We start from the raw sequence: 26,375 nt of genomic DNA, 5'->3' as shown, positions 1-26,375 counted from the left end.
GCTCAGCCTCCAGGCATGGAGGTGCGCTCCGAGGCTCGATCCCCGGTGGCGAGTTCACGATGCTGATTGATGATGTCTGGGGACGTCGTCGTTGGCGTCGCAAAATGACATTTCAAATTCCATGCCAATTGCGCCCGGTCAGGAAATACAGGGATTTCAGCGAGTTATTCGTACGGCCCGAAATCTTCGCAGGCCATTTTCGCATGCAAATTTTGCGATTCGCTCAATCCTTGTGCGACGCACAAAGATTGAGCTAGCTGTCGATTATTTGGGCGCGCCGTGCACAGGTTAACGACGCGTTTACGCGGGCTTCAGCGAAACGATGACGCGCGCATAGGCTCGTATGCCGCACTTCGCGCGAGCCATACGCCCTTTGCCGATGATGCTCCTACTCGGCTGCTTGCGGCCGGCCATAGGCCTCAGTGATCATGAAATTGGAGAGCACGCCGAAGGCCGCGGTCCAGGCGGCAGCGACCTCGGGCGTCCAGGCTTCGCCCAGGCCCTTTTCCAGCGTCCAGAGCAGTGCGGAGCCAACTACCGGATAATGCTCCGCCTTCGCGCCATAAGCGACGTGACGCTTTGCCAAAGCGCTCGCGGCGGGCAGGATCGAGTCAAGATTGGAAAGACCGCCGACGACGATTGCGAGCGTTGCCATCAGCTTCTTGCGCTGATCAGTCATGTCGGCCGGAAACATCGCCTTCACGGAAGGCGCGACCTCGAACAAACGATCATAGAAAATGACAGCGGCCGTATCCGCGATCGGTGCGACCTTGGCAAAACTGTCCTGGACCAATTTGATTTGCGTCGGATTCATCTCAACTTCCTTCATGACGTGGCAAAGAGAAACCCGTTGGTCGCGGCGCCGGCGCTTTGGTTCAACACCAATGCTTCCGGCGTCACTCATCTGGACTACGCTGCCTCGACGAAGCGATGACGCTCGTAAAGGAATTCGAGCACGCGCTGGCGGCACTTCAAGTAAGTGGCATTCGACGCGAGCTCGAGCCGATTGCGAGGACGCGTGAGCCGCACATCCAACACTTCACCAATGCGCGCGCTCGGCCCGTTGGTCATCATCACGATACGGTCGGACAACAGCACGGCCTCGTCGACGTCGTGCGTGATCATCAAAATGGTATTGCCGAGCTTCTGATGCAGGGCCATCACCGAGTCCTGCAAATGCGCGCGGGTCAGCGCGTCGAGCGCGCCGAAGGGCTCGTCGAGCAGGAGCACCTTCGGCTCCATCGCGAGCGCGCGGGCAATGCCGACCCGCTGCTTCATGCCGCCGGAGATTTCCGACGGACGCTTGTCCTTGGCATGGGCCATCTGCACGAGGTTGAGATTGTGCATCACCCAGGCCTCGCGCTCGGCCCGCGTCTTGGTCCTGGTAAATACCTTGTCGACGCCAAGCTTGACGTTCTCGAACACGGTCAGCCACGGCAGCAGGCTGTGGTTCTGGAACACCACGGCGCGATCGGGTCCGGGCGAGTTGACCTCGCGGTTCTCCAGCAGCACACCGCCCGTCGAGGCGCCGGTCAGACCCGCGATGATGTTGAGCAGGGTCGACTTGCCGCAGCCGGAGTGGCCGATGATCGAGACGTACTCGCCCTTCTCGATGGTGAGGTTGATGTCCTTCAGCACCTCGGTCGTGGCAGCACCGCGGGTAAAGATCTTGTCGATGTGATCGAGCTTCAGATAGGCGGTCATGTGCCCTCTCCTTCAGTTCTGCGCGGTGCCGTGGGTGACGAACCTGCCGAGGCCCGCGATCAGGCGGTCGAGCACGAAACCGATGATGCCGACATAGAACAGCGCCAAAATGATCTCGCTGATATGCGAGGAGTTCCAGGCGTCCCAGATGAAGAACCCGATGCCCACGCCGCCGATCAGCATCTCGGCCGCGACGATCGCGAGCCAGGAGAGGCCGATGCCGATGCGCAGGCCGGTGAAGATGTAGGGCGCGGCCGCCGGGATCATGATCTTGCCGAAGAACTCCAGCGGATTGAGCTGCACGACGGCCGCGACGTTGCGGTAGTCCTGCGGGATGTTGCGGATGCCGACCGCGGTGTTGATGATGATCGGCCACACCGAGGTGATGAAGATGACGAAGATCGCCGAGGGCTGTCCGTCGCGGAAGGCGGCGAGCGAGAGAGGCAGCCAGGCGAGCGGCGGGATGGTGCGAAGGACCTGGAACAGCGGATCGAGTCCGCGCATCGCCCAGACCGATTGCCCGACCAGCGTGCCGAGCGCGATGCCGACGACGGCTGCGATCGAGTAGCCATAGGCGACGCGCTGGAGGCTGGCGGAGAGATGCCAGAACAGGCCCTTGTCGATGCCGCCATGGTCGAAGAACGGATCGAGAATCAGCTCCTTCGTATCCTTGAACACTTTTGACGGCGGCGGCAGCGTCGAGCCGGCGCGGCGGCAGATGAGCTCCCAGACCAGCATCAACAGCGCGAGCACGACGAGCGGCGGGATGACGCGGACCGCGGTCTCCCTTGCCATCCGCGCAGAGGTCTCGGCGAGCGGCGGCCGCTTCGGCGTCATCGCGACGACCGGCGCGGTGGCGCCGGCGGAAGGCGCAACACCTTCAGCGCCGATCTTCTTCACAGGCATGTTCATCGAAATTTTTCTCCGGCTGCAATGGCAATGCGGCCGCCCATGGGCGGCCGCGGGAGCTATCAGACTTCGACGCGCTTGATCGCGAGCGACTTCAGATAGGCGGCCGGATTTTCCGGATCGAACACCTTGCCGTCGAAGAAGGTCTCCTTGCCGCGCGAGGTGGAGGCCGGGATGTCGGAGCTTGCTACCCCGAGCGTCTTGGCGGCGTCCTTCCAGAGGTCCTCGCGGTTGACCTTGGCGATCAGCGCCTTGGTGTCGAAGCCAGGCTCGTACTTGCCCCAGCGGATATCCTCGGTGAGGAACCAGAGATCGTGGCTCTGGAACGGATAGGACGCGTTGTCCTTCCAGAAGCGCATCTGTTGCGGCGAGTTCTCGACGATACGGCCGGTGCCGTAGTCGAACTTGCCCTTCATGCGGTCGGTGACGTCCTCGACCGGGCAGTTGATCCACTGGCGCTTGGCGCAGATCGTCGCTGCTTCCTCGCGGTTCTCGATCTTCTCCGCCCACTGCTGGGCTTCCATGACGGCCATCAACAGCGCCTTCGTCGCCTTCGGATACTTGTCGACGAAAGCGGCGCGCATGCCGAACGATTTTTCCGGATGCTTGTCCCACAGCTCGCCGGTGGTGATGGCGGTGTAGCCGATCTCCTGATGAATGAGCTGGAGATTCCAGGGCTCGCAGACGCAGAAGCAATCCATGGTGCCAACCTTCATGTTGGCGACCATTTGCGGAGGCGGCACGACGATGGTTTCGATATCCTTGTCGGGATCGATGCCACCGGCGGCGAGCCAATAGCGGATCCAGAGGTCGTGCGTACCCCCGGGGAAGGTCATCGCGGCCTTCACGGCCTTGCCGGAGGCCTTCTTCTTCTCCAGTGCGACCTTGAACGGCGCAGTGTCGATGCCGACCTTGATGTCGGCATATTCCTTGGCGACCGAGATGCACTGACCGTTCAGATTGAGTCGCGCCAGAATGTACATCGGCGTCGGCTGATTGTTCTGCGTCACCTTGCCGGCGGAGATCAGAAAGGGCATCGGCGTGAGGATGTGCGCGCCGTCGATACCGTTACCTTCGGAGCCGAGCACGAGGTTGTCGCGCGTCGTGCCCCACGAGGCCTGCTTCTGCACCTCGACGTCAGGCATGCCATACTTGGCGAAGATGCCTTTCTCCTTGGCAACGAACAGCGGGGTCGCGTCGGTCAGCGCGATGAAGCCGAGCTTGGCGCCTTTGACCTCGGGGCCTGCATCTTGGGCGAAGGCACCGGCGGGGAAATTCAGCTTGGCGGTGGCGAGAAGTGCGGCGGTGCTGCCGGTCGCCTTCAACAGTTGACGGCGGCTGAGGCCGCTCTCGGAGGGGCGGCGAATGCGCTTGGTCATAGGTCGTGTCGTCCTTTGCGTCGTTGCAGAAGCGGTGCTGTCTCTTATACACATGATGTGTATAAGAGACAGACACAAACTATTCAAGCTTTGTGCCAAGCGGAACGAGCCGAATCTGTCTTAAAACTCAAGGCATTAAAGCATGGGAACAGATTGTCGCAGGCCTCTGTTCCGCACGCGGAGTTTGCGGTCTGCACAGCTTTTGTGCGCCGCACATAAACTAGGCAGGCGCTGGAGAGGCCGTGCTCAGGCGTGCTCCGCGGCCTTCACCCCGAGCGGCTTGGGGGCCAAACCGCTACCCGGCTTGAGGCGGAATTCATAGGTCATCAGGTGCCAGGGCGCGGCCGCCTTGCCGCCGTCGGGCATCGCCGGATCAGCGCGTTTCTCGACCTTGGCGATCAGTTCGTCCTTGACCCCGAACACCACGTCGGAATCGAGATATTTGTCGCCGCCGATGAAGACGTGGGTGATCAGGGGCTCATAGCCCTTGGCGTTGACCAGGAAGTGCACGTGCGCGGGCCGCATCGGGTGGCGGTTGGTCTGCACGATCATCTCGCCCACCGGGCCGTCAGTCGGAATCGGATAGCTGCACGGCAGAATGGTGCGGAAGAAGAAGCGACCGTCGGAATCGGTGACGAAGCGCGCCCGCGCCGAGGCGCCGATCTCGTCGTAGTTCGGCTTCTGGGAATCGTAGAAACCATCGTCGTCGGCGTGCCAGACGTCGACGGGAACGTTCGCGAGGGGCTTGCCGTTCAGATCCGTGACGCGGCTCTGAACGAACATCTTCTCGCCGGTCACGTTATGAGGCGAGATGTCGGTGCCATGTGCGGTCACCTTGTGCTCACCGACATAGAAAGGACCGAGCACCGTCGTCTCGGTGGCGCCGTCGCGGTCGCGGTGGTTCACCGCGTCGACCAGCATGGAGACGCCGAGCACGTCGGATAGCAGAATGAACTCCTGGCGGGTATCGGTGCACTTCTGGCCGGTGCGGGTCAGGAAATCGATCGCATAGTCCCATTCCTCGAAGGTGAGACCGGTCTTGCTCACGTAATCGTGCAGCGACTTCACCAATTCCTGGAGCAGGAATTTTGCACGCGGATTGGGCGTGTTGTCGAAGCTATTGACGACGGCTTCCGTGAGCTCGGTCTCGTTGAATTGGGTCATTTCTCTTTCCCGCTGTCCGATTTTCTCGTTATTTGGCCTGACGGCGTTCCGCCGCGGAGCCTACACCAGTCGGGGAGGCCGCGTTAAGCGCGACCGGCTTGGAATAGGGTCCTCATTTCGGCTATCACGTCCTCACAAGAACACTCCGGAGGAACGTTTCCGATGCTCGCCCCCACCCCCGCCTCGCCCGAATCCGTCGGCATGTCCAAGGCCGCGCTCGACCGCGTCGATGCGCATCTGAGGAACCGGTATATCGATGCCGGCCGCTTCCCGGGAACGCAGCTCCTGATCTATCGCCGCGGCAAGATCGCCCACCGCTCGGTGCTTGGCTGTGCCGATGTCGAGCGCGAGGTGCCAGTCAAGGACGACACCATCTACCGCATCTATTCCATGACCAAGCCGCTCACCAGCGTCGCCTTCATGATGCTGGTCGAGGAAGGCCTCGTCGCGATCGACGAGCCCGTCGCCAAATACATTCCGGAATGGAAGGACCTCGGCGTCTTCGTTGCCGGCACGAACCCTGCGTTCCTGACCCGGCCGCCGTCACGGCCGATGCAGATCGTCGACCTCCTGAGGCACACCTCGGGGCTGACCTACGGTTTCCAGCAGCGCTCCAATGTCGATGCCGCCTATCGCGAGCAGAAGATCGGCGAGGTCGAGAAGGCCGGCACGCTGCAGACCATGATCGAGGGGCTGACCAAGATCCCGCTGGAGTTCTCGCCTGGCGATGCCTGGAACTACTCCGTCTCCACCGACGTGATCGGCTATCTCATCGGCAAGATCTCGGGCGTGCCCTTCGAGCAGTTCTTGAAGCAGCGCATCCTCGATCCGCTCGGCATGACCGACACCGATTTCCACGTGCCAGCCTCCAAGGCGCATCGCTTCGCGGCCTGCTATTCCGCTGACCCGCAAGGCGGCATGACCTTCCATGCCGGCCAACGCCGCCAGGGCCTGACGCTCCAGGACGACCCGATGACGAGCTCGTTCCTGTCGCCCCCAGACTTCATCTCCGGCGGCGGCGGATTGTGCTCAACAGTCGCCGACTACCTCACCTTCTGCCGCGCGCTGCTCAATGGCGGCGAACTCGGCGGTGTCAGGCTGATCGGGCCGAAGACGCTGGCGTTGATGACGACCAACCACATTCCGGGCGGACGCACACTGCCCGACGTGTCCCGCTCGCTGTTCTCTGAGGCGACCTACAATGGCATCGGCTTCGGCCTCGGCTTCGCCGTGACCATGCGGCCGGCAGAGACGCTGATCGCCGGCAGCCCTGGCGAGTACAATTGGGGTGGCGCGGCCACGACCTCGTTCTGGATCGACCCCGCCGAGGAGCTGATCACGATCTTCATGACGCAGGTGCTGCCGTCGAGCGCCTATCCGATCCGGCGCGAGCTGCGCAGCATGGTCTACGCGGCGATCACCGAGAGCAATCTGTAACCGCACCATTGGGCGGGCCTCGGCGCTTCAACGCGGAGGCCCGTTCGCTCCATCCTCGGCCTTGTCCTCCCAGTCCTCCCACGCCACGTCGTTGATCTCGAGATAACGAGACACCGCGACCCCGATGGTTGGGAAGAAGTATTTCTCGCCTAGCTGCGCGAACAAGCCAAATCGCTTCAGCTTGTCCTTGACAGGGTCCTTGAGCTCGGCAAAGCACAGCTCGATCCCCTGCGTGTGCAGCGCTTCATCGAGTTCGGCGACCATGTCGCAGGCTGTGACGTCTACGCTCGTGACCGGCTCTGCTGCAACGACCAGCCAGCGTACGGGCGTCGGCGATGTCGCTATGGCATGCAGAATGCGTTCCTTGAAGAATTCGGCGTTGGCAAAGAACAGAGGCGCATCCCATCGAAACAGGACAAGCCCGGGGATTCGGCGTGCATCCGGATATCTTGTGATGTCGTGATAGCCTTTGACGCCGTGGGCGCGCCCCAATACGGCAGAATGCGGGCGCCAACCGTCCCAGAGGAACTCGGCAATGGCGATCGCGATTGCCAGCCCTATTCCTGGAATTACCCCGAGCACTGCCACACCGACAAAGCAGACGATCGCCAACCAAAACTCCCACCGCTGAATGCGATAGATTCGTTTCAGATCGGCCACCTCGATCAAGCCGATCGCCGAGGTGATGACCACAGCGGCCAATGCCGCGCTCGGCAAATGCTGAAGGAGGTTTGGCGCCGCCAGCAACAGCACGACGATGGCAAGCGCGCCAACGACGCTGGTGAGCTGGGTGCGCGCACCGGCAGCTTCCGCAACGGGTGTGCGCGAACTGCTGCTGCTGATCGAGAACCCCTGAAAAAAGCCGGTCGCCAGATTGGCGACGCCGAGGCCCACCAACTCCTGGTTAGGGTCGACCGGCGTCCCCAATCGTGCCGCATAGGCCCGTGAAAGCACGCTGGTATCTGCAAATGATATCAGCGCTATTGCGCAACCTCCGACCAGCACAGGGACCATGTCACCGTAGCTGATCCAGGGAACGACGAAGCCCGGCAGCCCCTGAGGAAGGGGACCCAGGACCTTCACGTCATAAGGCGCTGCGAGACCCAGCGCGCCGACGACAACCGTCGCGCCAAGGACCGCTATCAGAATGCCCGGGAGCCGCTTGCTGTTCCTGAGAAGCAGGATCACGATCAACGTGCCGAGCCCGATCCCAAACGCGACCCAGTTTGTCCGCCCATCGTGAATTGCGCCGCCGATCGCCAACAGACTTCGCAGAGGTCCTTCGCTCTCAATCGAGAAGCCCATGAGCTTCGGCAGCTGGCTGATCAATACGGTCAACGCGATTCCGTTCATGTAACCGTAGCGTATCGGCTTGGAGAGAAGCTCGGTCACAAAGCCCAGGCGCGCGAGACCCGCCAGAATGCAGACCATCCCTGAAACGATCGCCATCATGCCCGCGAGCGTCGCGGCCCGCAGGGGATCACCACCGGACAACGGAGCGACAACGCCCAGGATAACCCCTGCCAGAGCGGAGTCCGGGCCAAGGACGAGAATGCGGCTTGGGCCAAACAACGCGTAGACCAGTAGCGGCACGATCGTTGCGTACAGACCATAGATGCCGGGCAACCCCGATGCCGCGGCGTAGGCGATTCCGACCGGGACCAGCATTGTCGCGAGGACAATTCCGGCGAAGATATCGTGCCGAAGCCACGCTGCCTCATATCGACGGAGTGTGTCGAGCCCCGGCAGCCAGTGGATCCAATGCTTCATTGGCGCTCGCTCCCAAACCCGGCCTGGGCTCGTTGGCCGCGATCAGCGAGGTTGGAATCCAGCGCAGGCTAATACGCCCTTGGCAGGCTGAACAGTGGCGCGGTGTCACGCGAGTGACGAAACAGAATGCGGTGCAAAATCCGACGCACCGGCATCCGCCGCTGCGCAATCACCGAGAGCAATCTGCAGAATTGCCTGGTCACGAGAAAAGGGCCTCGGCGAATTCTCGCCGTGGCCCTGACGTGTCGGCCTCAGTGCATGTGACCAATCAGATAAATACCGCCACCGATCACGAGAACAGCGGGCACGGCCCAGAGGATGAAGACTGGTGGCATCGTGACCTCCCTCAGTTCGACGTGCAGACCTTGACGGTCTTCATGCCAGTCTCGGCCTCGGTGCGCGACTTGTAGACAGTGCCGGCCGGACCGACGACGGTCATCGACGATTCCGTCGGTTTCTTGTCGACGACGGTGCATTTCTTCGTCTTGACGTCCTGGACGACGTAGAACCCGTCGGCCGCCAACGCCGGCGCGACGAAGGCAGCGATCATCACCGCCGCGGTTGCGATCCTCAGTTTCATTGTTCCTCTCCTCCAATTGCCGAACCTTTTGGTTTCGGCAATTCGACAACAGGAAAAACTGGCGGATCGTTCCTTTGCCAATGTTTCCCTAGGGATCATTTCGCAATGAACGAACCGTCGTGAACGTTCAGCAGCGCGAAGTTCAATCTCCGATCTGGACGCGGAATGCGGTGCAAAATCGCTCGACCAGGATTTCTCGACAGAATGGAAAACCCGTGGCGCAACGCGGACGCTGCCCGTATGCTCCTGCATGATCCGGCGGCGTCGCGCCGGAACCAGGGCGCCCGCGTTGTCAAAGTTCACACTGCCCGTACGGCTCGCGCTCCTCGTCATGGGGACGATGCTGCCCTTGATCGTCTTCGCCGTCGGCATCGTCTTCTACAATTACGCACAGGACCGCAGCGATGCGAACCGCCGCGTGCTGGAAACGGTGCGCAGCATACGCCTGGTGCTCGATGCCGAGGTGCAGCGGATGACCGGGGGCTTGCAGGTGCTCGCGCTCACCGACGCGCTGCGCAGCGGCGACTTCCAGGGCTTTCGCCGCATCGCCTCAGGCTTTCTCGACCAGTACGGCAAGGATGGCGTCGTGCTGGTCTCGGACCGCCAGGGACGGCTGTTGTTCTCCTCGGTCACAGAGGACACCGCGGACCTGCCACAGCGCAACAACACCGAAATCGTGGAGAAGGTCTTCGCAACCAGGTTGCCGCAATATTCCGACCTGTTCCGCGGCGCGATCAAGCAGCGCCAGGTCGTCACCGTGGAAGTCCCCGTGCTGCGCGACGGCGAGGTGATCTACGCTCTCACCTTCAGCCCGCCGCTCGACATCTTCCAGACGCTGGTCGAGAAGCAACGGCCCGACGAACACTGGACGGTGTCGCTGCTGGACAGCAAGGGCATCGTGTTCGCACGCGCGCCCAACCTGGGCGACACGTTCGGCAAGCGCGCCACGTCGTCGCTCTATGACGAGATGTTCCGCAAGGGCGAGGCGTCCTTGTCGGCGGTCTCGCTCGACAACGTTCCGCTCAGTGCTGCCTATACGCGGTCGCGGCTGACAGGCTGGACGGTTGCTGCCGGCGTCGCCGAAAGCTCGCTGGTCGCGCCGCTCTGGCGCAACATCGCGATCACGAGCCTGATCGGCGGCGTGCTGCTCCTGACCGGGCTTGGCTTTGCCCTGCGGATGGCCGCCACCATCGCGCGCGGCGAAATGCTGCATAATTTGCTCATTGAAGAGCTCAACCATCGCGTCAAGAATACCCTCGCCTTGATGCAGGCGATCGCGGTGCAGTCGTTCCGCAGCGCAAGCCGCGACGAGCGCACCAAGTTCGAGGGGCGCCTCGGCGCGCTTGCAGAAGCGCACAATCTCCTCAGCCAGGAGAAGTGGCAGGGCTCCGATCTGAAGGAGGTCGTTGCCCGCGCACTGGACCCGTTCTTGCTGAACAATCCGGACCGCATCCGGATGAACGGACCAGCGGTGCCGCTGTCGCCGCGCCTAGCCGTCGTGCTGTCGATGATCGTGCACGAGATGGCGACCAATGCCGCCAAGTACGGCGCGCTGTCCAACGAGACCGGAACGGTTGCGCTGGACTGGGAGGTCACCGCGGTTATGCCCAAGCCGCGGCTGCGGCTGATCTGGACCGAGCGCGGCGGTCCGCCTGTGTCGGCTCCCGTGCAACGCGGCTTCGGCTCCCGCCTGATCGAGCGCAGCGCACGCGATCAGCTCGGTGGCGAAGCGACGGTGGACTTCCTGCCGCGCGGCGTCGTCTACACGATTAGCTGCGCGCTGGACGGCCGCGGTAGCGACCGGTCCTAGCCGATGCTCTGGAGCACCGGAAAGGTCTCGAGCAGCCAGATGCTCATGTTGCTGATCGCTCCGGTGAGAAAGAAAATTCCGGTGATCACCATCAGCACGCCCATGGCACGCTCGACGTTGACGAGATGGCCCTTCAGGCGCGCGAACAGCGCCGAGAACTGCTCGATCAGGAGTGCTGCAATCAGGAAGGGAATGCCGAGCCCCGCGGAATAGACCGCTAGCAGGCCGGCTCCCTTGGTCACCGTCGCCTCCGCAGCGGCGATCGAGAGGATCGCAGCGAGGATCGGCCCGATGCACGGCGTCCAGCCGAAGGCGAAGGCAAGCCCCATGATATAGGCGCCCCACAGGCCGACCGGCTTGGGGATCGGCAGCCGCCCTTCCCGCATCAACAGGCTGATGCGCGTCAAACCGAGGAAGTGCAGGCCCATCACGATGATGACGACGCCGGCGAGGATCGAGAGCTCGGCCGACCAGGCGCGGATCACGCTGCCGATCAGGGAGGCGCTGGCGCCCAGCGCAATGAAGATGGTCGAGAAGCCAAGCACGAACAGCAGCGCCGACATCATGACCGCGCGCCTGGAGGCGGACGGCTGCTCGTTACTCTCGACGTGCTCGATCGTGGCGCCGGTCAGATAGATCAGATAGGGCGGAACCAGGGGCAGAACGCAGGGCGAGAGGAAGCTGACGAGGCCAGCAAGCAGCGCCGCCGTGATCGAAACATTTTGCATGATGCAGTCGGGGCCATCTCAAGGCCCGCACCGCGCGCAAGGGGAAGCGCGCCGGAATTTGGGCCTAACAGCCCTTGGTGTAACCGATGCAGGGCAATGCGCAACAGAGGTGGGGGAAACCAAGGCTCCTCCCGATGCCGCCTGTGATCACAGATGCGGCATCGGGACACGCACAAATCTCGCGGATGCGAGAGATGGCGGCGCGGTTATTTCACCACGCGGAGCAGCGGACGCCGGGGCTGGTCCTGCGTCTGCTTGGAACGGGAGGCGGATTCGCTGGCAGCGCCCCGCAGCATTTCGTCGCACAACGCCCGAAGCTCGGTATTGTCGACGCCTTTGAGTTTCATCCGCAAATCGAGAATTGCGATCGAGAGCAAATCGACCGTCTCGCGGACCTGGTTCTCACCGAGAACCCGACGGCACTCCTGGAGCGTTTCGAGCACCGACTGCAATTGTTCATCTGAATGCGACACCGGAGTTCTTTCGTTAGTTCAACCTGTGAGAATGAATGGCAACGATCCCCGCGGCCCCTAGTTGCGGGCGAAGATAGCACGACGAATCCAAGCCTTCGAACACGATTTCAGCGCGTCCGGGCCCGAAAATCGCAGTTCCCTTGCAAGAAAAGCTATGCGTGACCGCCAGAGCACGGCGCGTCAGCATAATTGGATTTTTCGGCAATGTTGGTTCTGCGAGGGACAATCGAAAGACGGGCGCCAAGCCGGACTTGCGACCCATGCCCTCCGATTTCGGAGAGCCCGATATCCACGCAGTGTTCTCAAGGCTCGCAACTGAACGCACGCGACACCCCTCATCCGGACGATCGACTGCCCGATTCCCAGCCCCTGGCGCACTCCAATACCTCCCACGACACGGTAAGTATGGCGTTAAAAACTCGCCACCCCCGCAACCCGCCGTGGTTGTGGTTTGCCCAAGATTCTGCCAGTTTAGCCAGCTGAAAGGACTTGTATGCACCTCATGGCGGAAAGGGGCGTTCCTCTGGAAGAACGCCAGAAAGCACTCCTCGGCGGCCTCTCGGATTGGGATGCGGCCAGGATATTCCTTGAGGTCGTACGTTGCGGCAGCTTCCGCTCAGCGGCCGAGCGCCTTTCGCTCTCCATCAATGCCGTCCGTCGGAAGATCGACGATTTCGAGCGCCAGATCGGCGCCACCCTGTTCACCCGGGACGTGCACGGCACCCGTTTGACCGACGAAGGAGCGATGGTGGTCTCGGCCGTAGAGCGGATGGAGGCCGCGACCTTCGACGTGCTGCGCGCCAGCGACACGCTCGCCGGCACGTCCGGCGAGGTTCGGGTCGCGGTCACCGAGGGACTCGGCACCTTCTGGCTGGCGCCGCGGCTGGTCGAATTCCAGCAGAGCTATCCCAACATCCTCGTCGACCTGCACTGCGCGATGCGCTCGGCCGATGTCTCCCGGCACGAGGCCGACGTCGCCATCCATCTGTCGCGCCCCTCAGCGCTCGACATCAAGCTGGTGCGGCTCGGCCGCATGCACCTGATGTTCTGGGCGGCCGAAAGATACATTCAGAAACATGGCGCGCCGCGCACGGCTCACGAATTGATCAAGCACCGCCTGGTGCTGCAATTCGCCGACCAGATCGCGGCCAAGGAAACATTCGAGAGCTTCTTCCCGGGCGTTGCGGAGCGTGACCTTCTGGTCATGAAGACCAACGTCTCAAGCGCCAACTACTGGGCTGTCGCGAACGGTGCCGGAATCGGCGTATTCCCGAGCTATGCCATCGCGCTCGGCGGGAAGTTGATACCACTGGAGGTCGCGTTGAACCGACCGCTGGATATCTGGTTGTCCTACCATCCAGGTAGCGGCCGGATTCCAAGGGTGCGGCACATGATTGACTGGCTGATCGAAGCCTTCAATCCGGCTCGCTTCCCGTGGTTCAAGGATGAATTCGTGCATCCGCGCGAATTCAAGGAAGTGTACATGGGCGAACCCCTGACCCAACTCTTCGGGGGATTTTCAACCGAAGAACGGTGAGAAAAAGTATGAAAACAGCGGCGAAGAGAATGAAGCAGCGCAGTGCCGGCAAGCCGGACATTGAGCTTGGCAAACGGATCAGGTTGCGGCGCGTCGAGATGAAAATCTCGCAGGCTGAGCTTGGCGAGAAGCTGGGCGTCAGCTTCCAGCAGGTCCAGAAGTATGAAAAGGGCGTCAATCGTGTCGGCGCGGCCCGTCTGCAGCAGATCGCTTCGGCGCTCGACGTGCCCGTCACCTTCTTCTATGACGGCGACAACAAGGCGCGCGAAGTCGAGAGCCTTCTGTTCCTCGACAGCGCCTTCAGCCTCCGGCTGCTGCGCGCCTACAGCAAGATCAAGGACCAGACGGTGCAGCGTCAGCTCGTCTCGCTGATGGAATCGATCGCGGCGAACGAAAGCTGAGCGATCGACGGCTGGGCAGTCGGCCGTCCATCGGACTTGATGTTCAATCCGCCGCGTCGCGGGGGCGCGGCTGGATTGGACGGGACTTCGCCGCGCGCCGGACGCGCGGCTTTTGCTTTTTTGGGGCCTCCTTCTGAACGGGTCCCCTTGCTGCTTTTCGTCCGTTTCCGGCGCGTTTTTCACGAACCGATCCGAGCCGTCGAACGACCAAATCGAAGGGGGATGGGCCGGGACGCCTGCGTTTAATCGGACCATAATCCCCATGCCCTAGCCTGCCGCCGCCTCGCGAATCGCCGAAAGCCGCGCCCGCGGCACTATTGCAAGACCATCACGCGAGCGCCCGTCCGGGCCTCGACTTTCCAAGGGGAAGATCAGAGACATGTTGAAGCGCCAAGCGATGATCGTTGCGGTTGGCCTGTTCGCGAGCGCGTCGGCTCTTGCGCAAACCGAAACCACCGGCCAGGCCGGCCCCGCAAGGCCCGCTGCCGGAGCGCCGGCCGGCACGACGCCCGCGACGGCCAATCCGGCCCACACGGCGGCGCCGAAGGCCGCTACAACGCCTGCCTCGACCCCGGAGTCACGCTCAGCCGCCGCGCTTGCGCTGTCGCATGAGCCGACCTTCGATGAAGGTTCGGCCCAGCGGATCAAGGACGCCGCGCTGAGCTACTCCGACCTCGCCGTGCGCGGCGGCTGGCCGACGATTCCTGCAGACGCGAAGTTCGCGGCTGGCACGCAAGGACCCAACGACGAGCTGCTGCGCAAACGCCTCATCCTCTCCGGCGACCTCGCCGCCGACAAGGCAAGCGGCGCCTTCGACCAGGATCTGACTGAGGCCGTGAAGCGCTTCCAGGCGCGCCATGGTCTGGCATCGACCGGCACGATGACACCGCGCACGATCGCGGCCATGAACGTCTCGGTGCAAAAGCGCATCCGGCAGCTCGAGGCGTCGCTGGAGCGGCTCCAGAACACCAACTTCGGCTTCGGGCAACGCTATGTCGTGGTCAACATCCCCGCGGCCTTTGCCGAGGCAGTCGAGAACGACGTCGTGGTGCGGCGCTATCGTGTGATCGTCGGCAAGACCGAAAAGCCGTCGCCGACGCTGACGGCCGAGATCACCGGCGTCGTCCTCAATCCGACCTGGACCGTGCCCTCCTCGATCGCCAAGACCGAAATCTCCGCGCATATGCGGAAAGATCCGACCTATTTGTCGCGCATGCATATGGAGGTGCTCGACGGCCACGACAATCCGATCGATCCGCATTCGGTCGACTGGTCGGGCACGCACACGCCGAACTTCACCGTGCGCCAGCAGAACGGCACGTTCAACGCGCTCGGCGCGGTCAAGATCGACATGCCGAACTCCTATTCGGTCTACATGCACGACACCAACCAGCGCAATCTGTTCAGCGACGACTATCGCTTCGATTCCCACGGTTGCTCGCGCGTCGACAATGTCCGCGATCTCGCGGCCTGGCTGCTCAAGGACCAGCCGAAGTGGAACCGCGCCGCGATCGACGCCGAGATTGCCACCGGGCAACACCTGGAAGTCACAATGGCCAAGAAGGTGCCAGTGGCCTGGATCTATCTCACGGCATGGATGACCAAGGACCAGACCATCCAGTTCCGCAACGACGTCTATAACCAGGACGAGCAATTGCTGGAGGCGACCGCCGAGGAGGCTGCGTTCTTCGGCATTGCCGCCAACCACCCGCTGACCGCGCATATGGCGCAGTAGGCGCGGTATGGCCGCTCGAACCAAAATCTGAAAAACAACCCCATGCAAAGTAGCGGGGCGGCTGCCGATCGACTACGGATTTAGCGAAATGCGCTTGACACGTCGGGCAAGTCAGGGGCAATAGTCGATCATCGCGCAATCCACGAAAAGACAACCGTGGCCTGTCCAAGACTGGGCCCGCGACGGTTGACCTTGCCACAGCGCCTGCCGCACATTGCTCCCGCCAACGACAAGCGGGTGAGCGATGCCGGATACGTCCAACACGACTGACACGTCCTACGCCGACGGCAAGATCCTAAAATCGTCCACCGACGGCGTCGGCGTGATCATCTTCAACAATCCCGACAAGCGCAATGCGATGTCGCTCGAGATGTGGGAGGGATTTGGCGAGGCGCTGACGAGCTTGCGCGACGATGACGCGGTGCGCGTGGTGATCCTGCGCGGCGCCGGCGGCAAGGCTTTCGTGTCGGGCGCCGATATCAGCCAGTTCGAGAAGCAGCGCCACAACGCGGCAGCCTCCGAAGACTACGCGAAGCGCAGCGCCGCGCAGCGGGCGCTGCTCGCGGACTACCCCAAGCCGACGATCGCCTGCATCCAGGGCTTTTGCCTCGGCGGCGGCATGCAGGTCGCAATGCTCGCCGATATCCGCATCGCTGCAGCGAGCAGCCAGTTCGGAATCCCCGCGGCAAGGCTCGGCATCGCCTATGGCTATGACGGCCTGCGCCACCTGGTCTCGCTGGTCGGACCTTCCTGGGCGCGGCTGCTGATGTACACGGGCATGCGGATCGATGCGGCAGAAGCGCTGCGGATCGGGCTCGTAGAACGCGTGATCCCCGACGATGAGCTCTGGGGCGAGACCATGGCGATCGCCAAGACAATTTCCGAGAATGCACCGCTCGCAATCAAGGCCGCCAAGATCACCATTTCCCAGGTGCTGAAGGACGAGAGCCAGCGCGACATGGACGCAATCAAGGCCATCGGCACCGCCTGCATGGACAGCGAAGATTTTCGTGAGGGCCGGCAGGCCTTCATGGAAAAGCGCAAGCCGCAGTTCCGGGGGCGGTGACGACTGCCTCTCTGGTCGGAGCCGCCGCCCACCTGGAGCGAGTTGGACTCGCGCTCGCCTCCAACCTCCGTCATTGCCGATGTGGAGAGCATCGCGGTTTGGAACCGCCTACACGTCAGATGACGTGAACCGATATTCAGGAAGATTAAATTCCTCCCGGACCTGTGCGCACAGTGCAACCAACTAATCGCGCGAGGGTTCTCTCGGCACCAACGAGGGAGATTGTGATGAAACTCAGGTTTGCTGTGCTTGGCCTGGCGGCCATGGGCGGTGTTGCGCTCGCGTCGGGGCAGGCTCTTGCAGCAATGCCAAATGGCATTCCGCCGGCCGATCGTATCGCCAGCGGCCCGGCTGCCAATGTCGATCAGGTGCGCTGGGTCTGTAACCCCTGGGGCCGCTGCTTCTGGCGACCGAACTTTTATGGCGCCTACGGCTTTTATGGTCCGCGCCGCTTCGGACCTCGCCCGTGGGGCTGGGGTCACCGTCACTGGCGCCGCTGGTGATCGACAGAGGGGCCTAACGGGCCCCTTTTCCTTGTTGACCCCCGCCTGAGGCGACTGTCCTAGTTCATCTTCTTGCGGAGCCTTTCCGCGATCAGACGTTGCGATTCGGCGTATTCTTCCACGATCTTCCGCGCTTCGTCTGTGCGCTCTGTATTCTCTTGCTCGCTCGGCAGCTTCTTGTCGTCATCCATTGGCACTCCTCCTCGCCGCCGTAACGGCAGAGGAAGAAGATCGTTCCTATTGGGCGCGATAGGGATCAGGTCCCGCCGTCATGAACGTTCTCGATGTTGCTCCAGGAGCCGACGTAGGAAAACGGTCCGTTTGGCCCAACTCTTGAACCTAACCTCAGGCGATGCGGCGCGTGTGCGCCGGCAGCAACTCAGCGGCCTTTCCGAACCGTGCATTTGACTACGTCGCCGCGGGGCAGTGCTCTCCTGCCAATCGAGATGTGCTATGATCCAGTGAGAAGCCTGGATTACCCGTCGGCGTCCTGCCTCGTTATTGTCTGCAACCGGCATGCTCAACAATCCCATCATCGTGCAAAAATTCGGCGGCGTTTGTCTTGAAACACCGGCAAAGATCCGTGCGGTGGCAGGTAGTCTGGCAGATTTGCGCAGCCGTGGTTATCGCGTCGTGGCGATCGTTTCAGCGATGGGTAAGGCCACCGACGACCTGGTCAGGATGGCTTATCAGGTAAGCCCGCATCCCAACCGCCGTGAACTGGATATGTTGCTGACGACCGGCGAGCGCATCAGCATGTCCTTGATGAGCATGGCACTGTCCGACCTTGGTGTGCCGGCCATCAGCTTTACCGGCAGTCAGGCCGGAGTGATGACCGACGACTCCCATTCGTCCGCGCGCATTTTGGATGTGCGGCCCACTCGCGTGCTCGACGAACTCGGTCGCGGACGAATCGTGGTTTTGGCGGGCTTTCAGGGCGTGAATCCGGTGACAAGAGAAATCACCACATTGGGTCGCGGCGGCAGTGACACCACAGCGGTCGCCATGGCCGCGGCGCTGAAGGCCGAGTGCTGCGAAATCATCAAGGAGGTCGATGGAGTTTGCTCGGCCGATCCGCGCATCGTGCCGAATGCAGAGCCCTTGCGTCGGCTGGATTTCGCGTGTCTATCCGAAATGTGCTTTTGGGGCGCCAAAGTTTTGCATTTTCGTAGCGTGGAGCTGGCACAAAGCCAAAACGTGGTCTTGAGTCTGAAGAAATGGGGCGGCGCCGAATACAGCACGCAAGTGATCAAAGAGGTCATCGGAATGGAAACAGGAAAAGCCTTGGCGGTCAACTCGTTGGCGCGCATTGAACATGTAGAGATCGATTCGACGGATCTCAATCAGGGCTTTGAGAGATTCGCGCAGCATCTCAAAGAACACGACTTGTCCTGGCCACAACTCCTCGCCTCTGCTTTCGCCGCCGGAAAAACGCGCATTATGCTTTCTAGCGATTCGGAGTCTCTCGACACTCTGCTGCGCACGCTCGAGCGGAGCAACGACTTGCGTAAACATCGTGAGACCTTAAGCTCGGTGAGCCTCACTTGCTTCGGCGCCGTTTCTTCAGCCTTGCCATTTAAGGCGATTCAGATTCTGAAACAGCACGGAATCATCGTCGACAAATATGTTCTGTCCCCCCATTCGGTAAATTTGTTTGTTCCTGTGGAGAGCCGCGAGGCCGCAGTCAGAGCTTTGCATTCGCTGATCTAAACGAGCGTCCGCGATGCAGCTCCAGAGGTCGCCTTCTGGGCCCTGACCAAAGCAATGCTGAGGCGTCGGCTCCCGAGAGTAAATCGGAACCAGAATTGAGTGATCCCGGATGTCCGCGCGTGACCCCTTCGGCGACCTCCAGCGACATCGGCTAATAAGCCGCTGTCCGCGAACAAGCGGACATCACAGGACACAATTCTGGATACAAAAGCCTAGAGCGCGGCAAGCACCGCTTTCGCGATGTCTGCGGTGCCGTTGCTGCCGCCGAATTCCATCGGCTTGATGCCGCCGGCATAGACCTGATCCACCGCGCGTTCGATTTGCTCGCCGGCCTCCGCAGCGCTTTCCACGCCGTGCTTGTCGGCGAGCCAGTCGAGCATCATCGCGGCCGACAGGATCATGCCGGTGGGATTGGCCTTGCCCTGCCCCATGATGTCGGGCGCGGTGCCGTGGCAAGGCTGGAACACGGCATACTTGTCGCCGATGTCGGCCGACGGCGCCATTCCCATGCCGCCGATCAGGCCAGCGGTAAGGTCGGAGAGGATGTCGCCGAACATGTTCTCCATCACCATGACGTCGAAATCCCAGGGTCGCTTCACCAGCATCGCCGAGCAGGCATCGACATAGAGGCGATCCGCCTTCACTGCGGGGTGGTGCTTCGCCGCCTCGTCGAACATGTCGCGGAAGAAGGCAAAGGCCTTGAACACATTCGCCTTGTCGACACAGGTGAGCGCGCCCGGCTTACCCCGCGACTTGCGCCGTTCGGCCAGACGGAAGGAGAATTCGAACAGACGCTCTGACGTCTTGCGCGTAATGACCAGCGTCTCGCGTGCGTCCTCATGCGTGACGATGCCCTTTCCCATCGACGCAAACAGGCCCTCAGTGGACTCGCGGATCACGACGAGATCGATGCCGCGCGCGTCGGCACCGACGATCGGGCTCGGCACGCCCGGAATGAGGCGCGCCGGGCGCACGCCGGCATAGAGATCGAAGTGAAAGCGCAGCTCGACCTGAGGCATTATCTCGGTATTGTCGGGATAGCGCACCGACGGCAGGCCACAGGCCCCGAGCAGGATCGCATCGGCCGCCTCGCACAGCTTGATCGTCGAATCCGGCATCGACTTGCCGGTGGCGAGATAGTTGTTGGCGCCGGCCGGCGCCTCGGTGAAGCGGAAGCCGAGCCCTGCCTTCTCGCCGACCTTGCGCAGCACCTCCAGCGCCGGCGCCATGACTTCGGGACCAATGCCGTCACCGGCGAGCACGGCAATGTGGAACGCGTTGTTTGCAGACATGGGATTTCCTGAGCAAAGACCGGAGCCACACTGTCATTGCGAGCGAAGCGAAGCAATCCAGAAATGCATCCGCGGAGGCAGTCTGGATTGCTTCGCGGAGCCTGTCATCGGGCCGCCCTCGACGCGGCCCCGTTGGCTCGCAATGACGAAGGACGAGCGTTCACTACGGCGTCAGCACTGTGCGTCCAACCACCGCGCCCTGCTGCAATTGCACGAGCGCGTCGTTGGCCTTGTTGAGCGGCAATGGCGTCACCGGGATCGGCGGCACCTTCTTTGACCGAACAAGGTCGAGCAATTCCTGGGTCTCGCGCAAATTGCCGACATAGCTGCCCTGAATCGTCACCGCCTTGATCGGGATCAGCGGCAGCGCCCAGGTGGCGCCGCCACCGAACAGGCCGACGATGACGAGCTTGCCGCCCTTGGTCAGGCAGTCAAAGCCGAGCTGCGTTGTCGCCGCGTTGCCGACGAGATCGACCACCGCGCGGATCGGGCCGCCCGCCTTCCTGGCGAGTTGCTCCAGCGCATCCGGCGCCTTGGGATCGACGGTGGCGAGGGCGCCCGCCTTCTCGGCCGCCTCGCGCTTCTTGGCATCGATATCGACCATGATCGCGCCCTTGCCGCCCATGGCCTTGAGCAGCGACAGCGCCATCAGGCCGAGGCCGCCGGCGCCGAACATCACGATCGGCGAATCGAAATGCTGCTCGACCTTTTTCAGCGCGCTGTAGGTGGTGACGCCGGAGCAGGCGTAGGGCGCGGAGGTGGCAGGATCCAACCCCCTGAGATTGAGCAGATAGCGCGGATGCGGCACCAGCATGTGATCGGAATAGCCGCCGTCGCAATAGACGCCGAGCGAGCGCGGCGTCAGGCACATGTTCTCGTCGCCGGCCAGACACGTCGCGCATTTGCCGCACCCGATCCAGGGATAGACGAGACCAACGTCGCCCTTGTTCAGGTCGCCCTGGTCCGACGGTTTCACGTCGGGACCAAAGGCCAGGATCTCTCCGACCGTCTCATGGCCCATCGTCAGGGGCAGCGCGATGCCGCGGTCCTTCAACGAGAGCGGCTTGCGTCCATGGCCGAGATCATAGCCGCCTTCCCAGATGTGCAGGTCGCTATGGCAGACGCCGGCCGCCTTTACCTTGATCAGCACCTGCGTGCCCGAGGGCTGCGGTGTCGGCTCATCGAATTCCTTCAGCGGCGCTTTGAAATCCGCGACCTTGAAGCTCTTCATGGCGTCTCTCCCGCTCAATTCTTGTTTTCAAGCGCAACCTTGCCACGTCCTGCGGCGCAAAACAAACGGCGCTGTCCCGGGTTACGTCAGCGGATGATGGCAAGCCGCGAGCTGGCCCGGCGCGACTTCGCGCAGCTCTGGCATCTGCGCTGCGCATTGCTGATCCGCGCGTGGACAGCGGGTGCGAAAGCGGCAGCCGGACGGCGGCGCGATCGGCGAAGGGGGCTCGCCCGTGGCGACACTCTCGGCGGGCCGCACGTCGGGATGGGGGACCGGAATGGCCTCGAGCAGCAGCGCCGTGTAGGGATGCGCGGGCTTCGCGAACAATTGCTCTGATGGCCCGACCTCGCAGAGCCGTCCGAGATACATCACTGCGACGCGGTCGCTGACGGCTTTGACCACCGCCAGATCATGCGCGATGAACAGCAGCGTGAGGCCGAACCGCGCCTTCATCTCCTCCAGCAGATTGAGGATCTGCGCGCGGATCGACACGTCGAGCGCCGAGACCGGCTCGTCGCAGACGATGAATTCGGGATTGAGCACCAGCGACCGCGCGATCGAGATGCGCTGGCACTGGCCACCGGAGAACTCATGCGGCAAGCGGCCGACCACGAGATCGGGATCGAGGCCGACCGCGCTCAGGACCTCGTGGACGAGCTGCTTGCGCTTCTCCGCATCCTTGATGCCGGCGATGATCAGGGGCTCTGCGACGATGTCGCCGATGCGCCGGCGCGGATTGAGCGAGGCGATCGGATCCTGGAAGATGAGCTGGACGCGGCGCCGCATTTTGCGCAGCGGCTCGCCCTGCATGGCCGTCAGGTCCTCGCCGTCGAACAGCACACGACCGGACGTTGCGCGGCGCAGTTGCAGCACCGCGCGCCCGAGCGTCGACTTTCCGCAGCCGGACTCGCCGACCAGCCCCAGCGTCTCGCCGCGCGCGACGTCCAGGCTGACGCCAGAGACCGCGTGCACAATCTTGTTGCCGAGGCCATATTCAACGACCAGATTGTCCACCTTCAACAGCGGCTCGTCGGACTTCGCGCGGGCGGCGACCTGCATCATGCGTCAAGACCTTCGGCCATCTGGATCGGATGGAAGCAGGCGTAGAGGTGCCCGGGCACTTCAGCGCCTGTCAGTTCCGGCTTCGCCTGATGGCAGCGGCCGGCGGCATAGCGGCAGCGGGGCGCGAAGGAGCAGCCTTGCAGGGGTCGGGTCGGATCGGGCGGGCGGCCCGAGATCGCCGGAAGCGGCGTATGCGGCGCGGTCTCGAGCTTCGGGATCGCGGCCAGCAGCGCCTCGGTATAGGGCATGTGCATCCGCTTGAAGAGCGCTGGCGTCGGCGCGCGCTCGACCACCCTGCCCGCATACATCACCGCGACCTCGTCGGCGCGGCCGGCGACGACACCGAGATCATGGGTGATCAGGATCATCGCCATGTGGCGACGGCGCTGCTCGCGCGCCAGGAGATCGAGGATCTGCGCCTGGATGGTCACGTCCAGCGCCGTGGTCGGCTCGTCCGCGATCAGGAGTTTTGGCTCGCAGGACAGCGCGATGGCAATCGCGATGCGCTGGCGCATGCCGCCGGAGCATTGATACGGATACTGCGCAAGGCGCTGCTCCGGCGCGGGGATGCCGACGGCCGCGAGCAGCTCGATGCTGCGCTTTCGCGCGGCCGGCGCGTCGAGCTCGAGGTGCTCCTGGATCGTCTCCATCAATTGCGTGCCGATGGTCAGCACAGGGTTGAGGGAGGTCATCGGATCCTGGAACACGACAGCCAGGTCGCGCCCACGTAGCCGCCGCAGGCTCTCCGCATCAAGCCGCACCAGATCCTGGCCGTCGAACATGACGCGTCCGGTAAGCTTCGCCTTCTTCGGCAGAAGCTGAAGGATGGCGCGCGACAGCATGGTCTTGCCGCAGCCGGACTCGCCAACGATGCCGAGCGTGCGGCCCGCCTCCAGCGCAAGATCGACATGGTCCACCGCACGCAGATTGCCGCGCGGTGTCGGCAGCTCGACCGCGACGTCCTCGATCGACAGCAACGGTGCGCTCATAGCGCCCCCTGACGCGGGTCGGTGAGCGCCCGCAAAGTGTCGCCGATCAGGTTGAAGGCCAGCACGGTGAGGAACAGCGCGGTTGCCGGTAGGAAGGCAAGCCGCGGCGCGATATCGAGGCTTTCGCGCCCCTCCCCGATCATGCTGCCCCAACTCGCCATCGGCGGCGGCACGCCCAATCCGAGGAACGACAGCGCACCCTCGACCACGATGGTCACGGCGACGGCGAGCAGGAAGAACGCGAGCAGCGGCAGAATGACGTTCGGCAACAGCTCGCGCAGCAGGATGCGTGCATGCGTGGCGCCGAGCGCCTCGGCCGCGATCACGAATTCGCGCCGCGCCAGCGTCAGCGTGGACGCACGCGCCACCCGCATGAAGGCAGGGATTCCGAGCACGCCCAGGATGAAGGTGAGATTGGGGATCGACTGGCCGAGATAGGCAGTTACAGCGAGCGCGAAGACCAGCGGCGGAAACGCGAGCAGCACGTCCATGCTGCCGACCACCAGCGTCTCGAAGCGGCCGCGGAGGTAACCGGCGAGCAGGCCGAGCCCGCCGCCGACGGCGAGGCCGATCATCGGCGCAAACAGCCCGACCGTCAGCGATACGCGCGCGCCGAAGACCAGGCGCGCGAGCTCGTCGCGGCCGAGGCCATCGGTACCGAGCCAGTGCTCGGCCGAGAACGCGGCTCTGCGCTCCAGCATGTCCATGTCGGTCGGGCTTTGCAGCGGCAGCAGCGGCGCCAGAATCGCGAGCGCAAATACCACGGCGAGCCAGGTGATCGCCATCCAGAACAACAGGCCGAGCCGGCGCCTACGGCGCACCGGCTCCGGCGCCGCCTCTTCCTGAAGCGAGAGCTCAAGCGTGGCCATGGCGGATCCTGGGATCGAGGACGGCATAGAGCATGTCGACGATGAAGTTCACGATGACGAAACCGGACGCGACCAGCAGCACCACGCCCTGGAGGATGATGAGATCGCGGGTATAGATCGCGCCGACCAGGAGCCGGCCGAGGCCCGGCAGCGCAAAGATCGATTCCACGATCAGCGTGCCGCCGATCAGGCGGCCGATATTGATGCCGGTCACGGTCACCAGCGTCAGCGACGAGGGTTTCAGCGCATGCACGAACAGGATGCGCGAGGGCTTCAGGCCTTTGGCCTTGGCTAGCGCGATGTAGTCCTCCTGCAAGGTGGCGATCATGTCGGAGCGCAGCACGCGCATGATGCCCGGCCATTCCGCGAGCGCCAGCGTCAGCGCCGGCAGGACGAAGAAGCGCAGATTGGCGACCGGGTCCTCGGTGAAGGGCACGTAGCCAGTCGCCGGCAGCCAGTGCAGCTCCACCGCGAACAGGTAGATCAGGAGGATCGCCGACAGGAACGACGGCACCGACAGCATAGCGAACGCGCCGCCGGTCATGAAGCGGTCGAACGGGCCGCCGGCGCGCGCGGCGCAGGCGATCGCGAGCGGCAAACCGATCAACAGTCCCAGAAATTCGGCGAGCAGCATCAGCTCGATCGACACCGGCACCCGCTCGGCGACCGCCTGCAACACCGTCTGCCCGGTGCGGAAGGAGCGGCCGAGATCGCCCTGGAGTACGTGGCCGAGCCAGCTCAGGTATCGCCACCAGAGTGGCTGATCGAGCCCCATGTCGTGGCGGAGTGCTGCGACCTTCTCCGGCGTCGCCTGGTCACCGAGGATGACGTAGGCGAGATCGCCAGGCAGAAGCGAGGCGATCAGGAAGGTGAGCAGCGAGACGGCAGCCAGCACCGGCAGGAGATGAACGAGGCGCCGAATGACGAAGGCGAGCATTTGCGCTCAGTCCAGCCAGGTGTCCGAAACGTCGATCACGCCGTTATAGATTTTCGGAAAGCCTTTCAGCTTCGCGCTTGAGAGCGCGTAGTAGGTGTTCTGGAAGGTCCAGAACCAGATCGCCTCCTTGTTGATCAGGCGGCTGATCGCGCAATAGTCCTCGATACGCTTGTCGGTGTCGGGGGTGACGCGCGAATGGTCGAGCAACCGGTCGAGCTCCGGATCGGCAAAGCTGGCGAGCGCGAGCGGGCTGCCGCTGCGGAAGTTCGCATACATCTGCGGATCGGGATCGGCGAGGTCGACGATGCGCCACGGCGTCATCTGGAACTGGCGCATGAAGGCGCGCGGCGGGATCGTGGCCTGGTCGACCTGCTCGATCTCCATGTTGGCGCCGATCCGCTTCCAGAACTGCTGGAGCACCTGCCCGATCATGCGGCCGCGCGGCGTCGCCGTGACCAGCACCTTGAAGTCGACGGGCTTGCCGTAGTCCTTGAGCAGCGCCTTGGCCTTCTCGACGTCGAACGGCAGCGCACCGTCGTCCTTGCACTTGACCCAGGAGCCGTCGCCATAGGGGTTGGTCGCGGGCCGGCTCAGGCCGTTGCTGATCGCCAGCGACATCTTCGGCCGGTCGATCGCCATCACCAGCGCCTGCCGCACGCGGACGTCGTCGAAGGGAGCGACCTTGGTGTTGAAGGCGTAGACCTGCGCGCCAGAACCCTTGTAGGTGTGCACGGTCAGCTTGGGGTCCTTCTGCGCCTTCATGATGTTGTCGGCGTCGTTCTCGTCGTCCCAGATGATGTCGGCTTCGCCCGATTGCAGCGAGGCGAACCGCGACTGCGCATCCGGCAGCGGCTTCAGGATAATGCGATCGAGATAGGGATGGCCCTTGTTCCAGTAGTCCGGGTTCTTCTCCAGCACCATGCGGTCGCCCGCGGTCCATGATTTCAGGATGTAGGGACCGGTGCCGACAGGATTGCGGTTGTAGTCGTCGCCCTTGGTCCTCCAAGCGGTCGGCGAATGCACGGCATTGTTCTGACTCTGGATACTGATGACCGCCGGCAGATTCACGGAAGGATCGGTGAGGTTATA

At 63.0% G+C, this 26,375-nt stretch carries 25 protein-coding genes; 9 read left to right on the top strand and 16 right to left on the bottom strand.

Annotation, left to right across the window (positions count from 1 at the left end; all coding sequences use genetic code 11):
• Nucleotides 1-388: 388 nt before the first annotated feature.
• The 5 genes from Q2941_RS15595 to Q2941_RS15575 form a co-directional block, all read right to left on the bottom strand.
• Nucleotides 389-814: a globin family protein gene (locus tag Q2941_RS15595; RefSeq protein ID WP_027525545.1), complete on the bottom strand. Its 426-nt coding sequence runs from the start codon at nucleotides 812-814 to the stop codon at nucleotides 389-391.
• A 95-nt stretch (nucleotides 815-909) separates the two neighbouring features.
• On the bottom strand, nucleotides 910-1,704 hold the full coding sequence (locus Q2941_RS15590) for an ABC transporter ATP-binding protein (protein ID WP_458193022.1): 795 nt from the start codon (nucleotides 1,702-1,704) through the stop codon (nucleotides 910-912).
• A gap of 12 nt (nucleotides 1,705-1,716) precedes the next feature.
• Nucleotides 1,717-2,616 carry a nitrate ABC transporter permease gene (gene ntrB, locus Q2941_RS15585; RefSeq protein ID WP_458193021.1) on the bottom strand — a complete coding sequence of 300 codons (900 nt, stop codon included), beginning with the start codon at nucleotides 2,614-2,616 and terminating at the stop codon, nucleotides 1,717-1,719.
• Nucleotides 2,617-2,675: 59 nt separating this feature from the next.
• On the bottom strand, nucleotides 2,676-3,992 hold the full coding sequence (locus tag Q2941_RS15580) for a CmpA/NrtA family ABC transporter substrate-binding protein (protein WP_458193020.1): 1,317 nt from the start codon (nucleotides 3,990-3,992) through the stop codon (nucleotides 2,676-2,678).
• Nucleotides 3,993-4,238: 246 nt separating this feature from the next.
• On the bottom strand, nucleotides 4,239-5,156 hold the full coding sequence (locus Q2941_RS15575) for an intradiol ring-cleavage dioxygenase (RefSeq protein WP_027525549.1): 918 nt from the start codon (nucleotides 5,154-5,156) through the stop codon (nucleotides 4,239-4,241).
• A gap of 162 nt (nucleotides 5,157-5,318) precedes the next feature.
• Between Q2941_RS15575 and Q2941_RS15570 the strand changes: the two genes are divergently transcribed.
• Nucleotides 5,319-6,593, top strand: coding sequence for a serine hydrolase domain-containing protein (locus Q2941_RS15570; RefSeq protein WP_458193018.1), 1,275 nt, complete (start codon nucleotides 5,319-5,321; stop codon nucleotides 6,591-6,593).
• A 27-nt stretch (nucleotides 6,594-6,620) separates the two neighbouring features.
• Here the strand turns inward: Q2941_RS15570 and Q2941_RS15565 are convergent, their stop codons facing one another.
• Both Q2941_RS15565 and Q2941_RS15560 read right to left on the bottom strand, forming a co-directional pair.
• The gene (locus Q2941_RS15565; RefSeq protein WP_027525551.1) at nucleotides 6,621-8,363 is read right to left on the bottom strand and encodes a SulP family inorganic anion transporter; all 1,743 of its coding nucleotides are present in this window, start codon (nucleotides 8,361-8,363) and stop codon (nucleotides 6,621-6,623) included.
• Nucleotides 8,364-8,709: 346 nt separating this feature from the next.
• Nucleotides 8,710-8,943: a hypothetical protein gene (locus Q2941_RS15560; RefSeq protein WP_254107074.1), complete on the bottom strand. Its 234-nt coding sequence runs from the start codon at nucleotides 8,941-8,943 to the stop codon at nucleotides 8,710-8,712.
• Nucleotides 8,944-9,283: 340 nt separating this feature from the next.
• Here Q2941_RS15560 and Q2941_RS15555 point away from each other — a divergent pair, with 340 nt between their 5' ends.
• Nucleotides 9,284-10,753 (top strand): sensor histidine kinase, encoded by a 1,470-nt coding sequence (locus Q2941_RS15555; protein ID WP_458193064.1) that lies wholly within the window; start codon nucleotides 9,284-9,286, stop codon nucleotides 10,751-10,753.
• On the opposite strand, the gene Q2941_RS15550 is transcribed toward Q2941_RS15555, so the two are convergent.
• Nucleotides 10,750-11,481 (bottom strand): cytochrome c biogenesis CcdA family protein, encoded by a 732-nt coding sequence (locus Q2941_RS15550; protein ID WP_254107075.1) that lies wholly within the window; start codon nucleotides 11,479-11,481, stop codon nucleotides 10,750-10,752. The two genes, Q2941_RS15555 and Q2941_RS15550, sit on opposite strands and share 4 nt — an antisense overlap.
• Nucleotides 11,482-11,615: 134 nt before the next feature.
• Between Q2941_RS15550 and Q2941_RS15545 the strand changes: the two genes are divergently transcribed.
• The 6 genes from Q2941_RS15545 (at nucleotide 11,616) to Q2941_RS15520 (ending at nucleotide 17,196) form a co-directional block, all read left to right on the top strand.
• Entirely contained in the window at nucleotides 11,616-11,945 is a 330-nt protein-coding gene (locus Q2941_RS15545) for a hypothetical protein (RefSeq protein ID WP_458193017.1), read from the top strand.
• Between the two features lie 502 nt (nucleotides 11,946-12,447).
• Complete coding sequence (locus Q2941_RS15540; RefSeq protein WP_027525556.1) at nucleotides 12,448-13,491, top strand: LysR family transcriptional regulator; 1,044 nt, start codon at nucleotides 12,448-12,450, stop codon at nucleotides 13,489-13,491.
• Between the two features lie 29 nt (nucleotides 13,492-13,520).
• Entirely contained in the window at nucleotides 13,521-13,892 is a 372-nt protein-coding gene (locus tag Q2941_RS15535) for a helix-turn-helix domain-containing protein (protein ID WP_020608151.1), read from the top strand.
• A 379-nt stretch (nucleotides 13,893-14,271) separates the two neighbouring features.
• A complete protein-coding gene (locus tag Q2941_RS15530; protein WP_458193016.1) occupies nucleotides 14,272-15,627 on the top strand; it encodes a L,D-transpeptidase family protein in 1,356 nt (451 codons plus the stop codon).
• A 244-nt stretch (nucleotides 15,628-15,871) separates the two neighbouring features.
• The gene (locus Q2941_RS15525; RefSeq protein WP_027525558.1) at nucleotides 15,872-16,693 is read left to right on the top strand and encodes an enoyl-CoA hydratase; all 822 of its coding nucleotides are present in this window, start codon (nucleotides 15,872-15,874) and stop codon (nucleotides 16,691-16,693) included.
• A gap of 227 nt (nucleotides 16,694-16,920) precedes the next feature.
• Nucleotides 16,921-17,196, top strand: coding sequence for a hypothetical protein (locus Q2941_RS15520; RefSeq protein WP_458193015.1), 276 nt, complete (start codon nucleotides 16,921-16,923; stop codon nucleotides 17,194-17,196).
• A gap of 59 nt (nucleotides 17,197-17,255) precedes the next feature.
• Here the strand turns inward: Q2941_RS15520 and Q2941_RS15515 are convergent, their stop codons facing one another.
• The gene (locus tag Q2941_RS15515; RefSeq protein ID WP_256375313.1) at nucleotides 17,256-17,387 is read right to left on the bottom strand and encodes a hypothetical protein; all 132 of its coding nucleotides are present in this window, start codon (nucleotides 17,385-17,387) and stop codon (nucleotides 17,256-17,258) included.
• Nucleotides 17,388-17,712: 325 nt separating this feature from the next.
• Here Q2941_RS15515 and Q2941_RS15510 point away from each other — a divergent pair, with 325 nt between their 5' ends.
• Complete coding sequence (locus Q2941_RS15510; RefSeq protein WP_458193014.1) at nucleotides 17,713-18,906, top strand: aspartate kinase; 1,194 nt, start codon at nucleotides 17,713-17,715, stop codon at nucleotides 18,904-18,906.
• Between the two features lie 212 nt (nucleotides 18,907-19,118).
• Here Q2941_RS15510 and Q2941_RS15505 read toward each other — a convergent pair whose 3' ends face one another.
• The 7 genes from Q2941_RS15505 to Q2941_RS15475 all read right to left on the bottom strand — a co-directional run.
• Nucleotides 19,119-20,198 (bottom strand): isocitrate/isopropylmalate dehydrogenase family protein, encoded by a 1,080-nt coding sequence (locus Q2941_RS15505; protein ID WP_458193013.1) that lies wholly within the window; start codon nucleotides 20,196-20,198, stop codon nucleotides 19,119-19,121.
• A 163-nt stretch (nucleotides 20,199-20,361) separates the two neighbouring features.
• Complete coding sequence (locus Q2941_RS15500) at nucleotides 20,362-21,429, bottom strand: alcohol dehydrogenase (protein WP_458193012.1); 1,068 nt, start codon at nucleotides 21,427-21,429, stop codon at nucleotides 20,362-20,364.
• Between the two features lie 81 nt (nucleotides 21,430-21,510).
• A complete protein-coding gene (locus Q2941_RS15495; RefSeq protein WP_458193010.1) occupies nucleotides 21,511-22,491 on the bottom strand; it encodes an ABC transporter ATP-binding protein in 981 nt (326 codons plus the stop codon).
• Entirely contained in the window at nucleotides 22,488-23,480 is a 993-nt protein-coding gene (locus Q2941_RS15490; RefSeq protein WP_458193009.1) for an ABC transporter ATP-binding protein, read from the bottom strand. The genes Q2941_RS15495 and Q2941_RS15490 overlap by 4 nt, the downstream gene beginning before the upstream one ends.
• Nucleotides 23,477-24,349, bottom strand: coding sequence for an ABC transporter permease (locus Q2941_RS15485; RefSeq protein ID WP_458193008.1), 873 nt, complete (start codon nucleotides 24,347-24,349; stop codon nucleotides 23,477-23,479). The genes Q2941_RS15490 and Q2941_RS15485 overlap by 4 nt, the downstream gene beginning before the upstream one ends.
• The gene (locus Q2941_RS15480) at nucleotides 24,336-25,286 is read right to left on the bottom strand and encodes an ABC transporter permease (protein WP_458193007.1); all 951 of its coding nucleotides are present in this window, start codon (nucleotides 25,284-25,286) and stop codon (nucleotides 24,336-24,338) included. The genes Q2941_RS15485 and Q2941_RS15480 overlap by 14 nt, the downstream gene beginning before the upstream one ends.
• 6 nt (nucleotides 25,287-25,292) lie before the next feature.
• A partial coding sequence (locus Q2941_RS15475) for an ABC transporter substrate-binding protein (RefSeq protein ID WP_458193006.1) occupies nucleotides 25,293-26,375 on the bottom strand: 1,083 nt, incomplete at its 5' end.

Source organism: Bradyrhizobium sp. UFLA05-153 (genome assembly GCF_054185185.1).
The sequence above is the reverse complement of the archived record's forward strand: the minus strand, read 5'-3'. Positions and strand labels throughout refer to the sequence as shown.